This is a genomic window from Streptomyces rimosus subsp. rimosus (assembly GCF_000720725.1).
GTDB classification, from domain to species: Bacteria; Actinomycetota; Actinomycetes; order Streptomycetales; family Streptomycetaceae; genus Streptomyces; species Streptomyces rimosus_A.
Genome location: NZ_JOCQ01000201.1, coordinates 1 through 4,120, shown reverse-complemented (window position 1 = coordinate 4,120; position 4,120 = coordinate 1). Strand labels below are relative to the sequence as shown.

The following is a 4,120-nucleotide window of genomic DNA, read 5'->3' as shown; positions in this document are numbered from 1 at the left end:
GCCCGCCCCATTCCAGCTGGCCCGTCCCCTTCCATTTGGCCCGCTTCGTCCCTCCCTGCTGACCTCTCCTCTCCCACCCCGCTCACCACGCCCCGGGCTCCGCGCTCCCGATGCAGCCTCCGGCCCACCAAGCGTGGCGCCGCTCCTCTGCGCCTCGATCGCCAGGACGCCAGGGGACGCCAGGGCGCCAGGGGACGCCAGGGCGACAGGGCGACAGGGCGACAGGGCGACAGGGCGACAGGAGCAAGCCTCCCGACAGCAGGGCATCAGTCCCCCGCCCACCAACGAACAGGCGCACGACCTCCCGCAGTCACGGCACCTGCCCGCCAAGCTCCGAAGCCCCCACCGCGCGAGCGGGCCAAGGTCAACAGCAGGTCAGCCCCAACACACTCACCAGCCTCCCGGCCCACGCCGCATCGCCCCCAACCAACGCCCGCCGTCCCAACCAAGGCCCGCGACGCAACGCCAGTCAGATCCACCTCGCCCGCTCAGACCCGCCTACGCCGTCTCAGCACAGGCACCCACCGCTTCGCGCTCGTCCCATCCCCAACCTCGCACGCACCCTCCCCTCCACAGATCACCTCCGTCTCACTCGCCCCCTCACCTCACCCCCGCCACCACCGGCACCCCCCGCCTGACCCCCGTGCGCAGTTCCAGAGCCCAGTTGATGTCTTCCGCCGTGGGGCGGTCGCGGCCGGCCAGATCGGCGGAGGTCCAGGCGACGCGGAGTACGCGGTCCATACCGCGGGCCGTCAGCAGGCCGTTCTCCAGGTCGTGTTCCGCTTGGGTCATGGCGCCGGGGGCCACTTGCCAGCGTGTTCGTAGTTCGTGCCCCGGGACCTCGCTGTTGGTGCTCCAAGGCGTGTCGGCGAAGCGGGCGGCGGCGCGGTCGCGGGCGGCTCGTACTCGTTCGGCCACTTCGGCGGTGGATTCGGCGTCCCGAGTCGGCGTGAGCAGTTCGGAGCGCGCCACCGGCTCGACCGTCACCCGCAGGTCGACGCGGTCCATCAGCGGGCCCGACAGGCGAGCCCGATAGCGCCGGATCGTGGAGGGGCGGCATTCGCAACCGCCGCCGAGCGTGCCGTGGCGTCCGCAGGGGCAAGGATTCGCCGCCAGGGCGAGCAGGAATTTCGCCGGCATCCGCATCATTCCGGCGGCCCGTGCGACCACGACGTACCCGCATTCGAGCGGTTGTCTCAGCGCATCCAGGACACGGGCGTTGCACTCCGCCGCCTCGTCGACGAACAGGACGCCATTGTGCGCGAGCGACACGGCTCCCGGGCGGGGCAGGCCGCTGCCGCCGCCCACAAGAGACGCCATCGTCGCGCTGTGGTGGGGCGCGCAGTACGGCGGGCGGTCCACCAGAGGCTGCCCCGGTGGCAGGGCGCCGGCCACCGAATGCACCGCCGTAACCTCCAGGGACTCTTTCGGGGAGAGCCGGGGCAAAAGGCCGGGCAGGCGTTCGGCCAGAAGGGTTTTTCCGGCTCCCGGTGGGCCCATGAAGAAGATGTGGTGGCGTCCGGCTGCCGCTACTTCCAGGGCCTTTCTGGCACCGTGCTGTCCGGCGACGTCCGAGAGGTCCGGCACCCGGTCCCCCGGCATGCGCTCCGCGCCCATCCCGCTTCCGGGCACCGCCAACCCCGCCAGCAGCGGGTCAGGCCGCCCCTCCGTCGTCAGGCCCTCGTCCTCCTCTTCCGGTACCGGCTCATCGGTGAGCACCGCGATCAGCTGCCGGAGACTGCGGACGCCGAGAATGGCCACTCCGGGGACGAGGGACGCTTCGGCCACCGCCTTCTCCGGCACGACGACCTGCCGGTATCCCGCGTCGGCTGCGGCCAGGACCGCCGGGAGCACACCGCGCACCGGCCGGACGCGGCCGTCCAGGCCGAGTTCGCCGATCATGACGAGGTCGGCCAGCTCACGTGGGTCGATACGTTCCGCGGCACCAAGCACCGCACAGGCCACCGCGAGATCGAATCCGCTTCCACCCTTGGGCACCGAAGCCGGGCTGAGCCCGACGGTGAGCTTCTTCTGCGGCCACTCGCTGCCGGAGTTGACCACGGCCGCCCGCACCCTGTCGCGCGATTCGATCAAGCTCTTGTCGGGCAGTCCGACCAGGGTGAAGGCCGCCACACCCGGCTCCAGGTCCGCCTGGACCTCCACGACCACGCCCTCGACCCCGACCAGCGCGACCGAGCACGTTCGGGCGAATCCCATCTCAGGTCACCCCCCGTACGTGCTCCACGAGCGGCGCACCGCGCGAGGGCAGCACCACGCCGATCACGTCGATACGCACTCCGCCGGGCGGCGGGCCGCCGTGCTGTTCCAGCCAGCGTTCGGCCAGGCGGCGGAGACGGGCGGCCTTCTCGGGGCGTACGGCGGCCATCGGGTGTTCATACGTCCCCGCACGGCGAGCCTTGACCTCGCAGAACACCAGCGCGTCACCGTCGGCGGCCACGATGTCGACTTCGCCGTCCTGACAGCGCCAGTTCCTGTCGAGGATGCGCATACCGACGGCGGTCAGGTGCCGGGCTGCCAAGTCTTCCCCGTACCGCCCGAGCGCACGTCGCGCACTGGTGGCACGTGGGGCACCGGGGCCGGGGATCTCGACGGCGAGCCGTCGGGGCCGACGCCGGGTGCGGGGGCTCCCGATGCCCCCCTGAGCGCACAGGAGGTCACTCCCGCGACTCATGATCGTTCGAGCGCCCCGGACCTGCGACGCGGCAGGGACCGACCGCCGACCCTCCGGGCTGCCGTGCCCGCCCCGGCCTGCGGCTTTCTGGGGCTCTTTCCCGTTCACAGCGACATGCGCGAAGCCGTTGCTGTGATCGTTGGCGGGAAGGCTGGTGGCATTACTGGCGGGACCGCTGGCAAAGCTGCTGACGGGATTACTGGCGGGATCGCTGACGGAGCTGCTGACGGGATTACTGATGGGATCGCTGGCGGAATTGCTGATGGAATCGTTCGTGGCGTTCACTCGGCACCACCTCCGGCACCGACTGTGACGCTTCCGCCCAGACTTGTTGGATCTTGGTGGACAACCAACCGGTTGTGGAAAACCCCGTCACTCGTCCCAGTGGAGGAAGGCGCCATCCCGGGATGGGAGACCGCGAACAGGGGTAAAGGCGGACAGGAGTATGGGCAGAAGCACGGCGAAGGCAACCATGACCCGGCCGACCTTGACCCCGCCGGCCGCGCCCTGTGCCCCGCGCTCCGCCTCAGCTGCCCGGCAGGTCCAGATCGCTCTTGTTCAGCTCTTCGATGTTCACGTCCTTGAACGTCAACACCCGGACCTGCTTCACGAAGCGAGCCGGCCGATACATGTCCCAGACCCAGGCATCCGCCATCGAGACCTCGAAGAAGACCTCACCCTGCACCGAGTGCACCTGCATCTCGTAGTCGTTCGTGAGGTAGAAGCGGCGCTCGGTTTCGATCACGTACTTGAACAGCCCGACGACATCGCGGTACTCCCGGTAGAGCTTCAGCTCCATCTCGGTCTCGTACTTTTCGAGGTCCTCGGCGCTCATGGCAGATCCCCTTCAGCCGTGCGTCCCCCCATTGTGCGTCAGACGCTCTCGGTAGCCAGCAGCACCGGCACGCCAGGGGGCCCATCGTCGAGCAGCCTGCGCAGCAGCTCGGCGAATGTCGTCGGATACACCGTCTCATGCGACGCGGAAAGTTCTTCCGAAGTCCACCACCTCAGTCCCGACACACTGCGTCGCTCAAGATCCGTCTGCCCCGACATCTCGGTCGCAGTCCGGTCCGTACGGCCCAGGTAGTACCACTCGTCCTGCTCCCAGCGCCGCCCGTCGAACGGGAAGGAGCAGTGCCGTTTCCACAGCACCGGGCCCAGCTCCACCTCGGTGATCCCGGTCTCCTCGGCCAGCTCCCGGCGAGCCGCCTCCTCCCGGGTCTCCGCACCCTCCAGGCCGCCGCCCGGCGTGAACCACCACGTACTGGACGGATCGCCCGGCTCATAGCCGTGCAGCAGCAGGACCCGGTCGTCCGGATCGAGCAGCACCACACGCGAGACCTGCCGCACCTCCACCGGCAGATGATCCGATCCCGCCGCCCCCGAGCACCCGCCGCCCACGTCTACGCCCATGCCTGCCCCTGCCCC

At 69.9% G+C, this 4,120-nt stretch carries 5 protein-coding genes; 1 reads left to right on the top strand and 4 read right to left on the bottom strand.

Features of this window, described 5'->3' with window-relative positions:
* Positions 1 to 600: 600 nt before the first annotated feature.
* Both IH45_RS0142275 and IH45_RS0142270 read right to left on the bottom strand, forming a co-directional pair.
* The gene (locus IH45_RS0142275; protein ID WP_030682369.1) at positions 601 to 2,217 is read right to left on the bottom strand and encodes a YifB family Mg chelatase-like AAA ATPase; all 1,617 of its coding nucleotides are present in this window, start codon (positions 2,215 to 2,217) and stop codon (positions 601 to 603) included.
* Position 2,218: 1 nt separating this feature from the next.
* Positions 2,219 to 2,605 carry a YraN family protein gene (locus tag IH45_RS0142270; RefSeq protein WP_030682366.1) on the bottom strand — a complete coding sequence of 129 codons (387 nt, stop codon included), beginning with the start codon at positions 2,603 to 2,605 and terminating at the stop codon, positions 2,219 to 2,221.
* 241 nt (positions 2,606 to 2,846) lie between these two features.
* Here IH45_RS0142270 and IH45_RS1000000149160 point away from each other — a divergent pair, with 241 nt between their 5' ends.
* Positions 2,847 to 3,005 (top strand): hypothetical protein, encoded by a 159-nt coding sequence (locus IH45_RS1000000149160; RefSeq protein ID WP_158813480.1) that lies wholly within the window; start codon positions 2,847 to 2,849, stop codon positions 3,003 to 3,005.
* A gap of 213 nt (positions 3,006 to 3,218) precedes the next feature.
* On the opposite strand, the gene IH45_RS0142265 is transcribed toward IH45_RS1000000149160, so the two are convergent.
* Both IH45_RS0142265 and IH45_RS0142260 read right to left on the bottom strand, forming a co-directional pair.
* Positions 3,219 to 3,527, bottom strand: coding sequence for a DUF2469 domain-containing protein (locus IH45_RS0142265; RefSeq protein ID WP_003980220.1), 309 nt, complete (start codon positions 3,525 to 3,527; stop codon positions 3,219 to 3,221).
* Positions 3,528 to 3,565: 38 nt separating this feature from the next.
* Positions 3,566 to 4,105, bottom strand: a complete 540-nt coding sequence (locus IH45_RS0142260; RefSeq protein ID WP_032919531.1) for an NUDIX hydrolase — start codon at positions 4,103 to 4,105, stop codon at positions 3,566 to 3,568.
* Positions 4,106 to 4,120 lie beyond the last annotated feature (15 nt).

What these genes read in the sequence shown, in the direction of transcription:
- IH45_RS0142275 (WP_030682369.1), bottom strand. Translation starts at nt 2,217, where the DNA reads ATGGGATTCGCCCGAACGTGCTCGGTCGCGCTGGTCGGGGTCGAGGGC.
- IH45_RS0142265 (WP_003980220.1), bottom strand. Translation starts at nt 3,527, where the DNA reads ATGAGCGCCGAGGACCTCGAAAAGTACGAGACCGAGATGGAGCTGAAG.
- IH45_RS0142260 (WP_032919531.1), bottom strand. Translation starts at nt 4,105, where the DNA reads ATGGGCGTAGACGTGGGCGGCGGGTGCTCGGGGGCGGCGGGATCGGAT.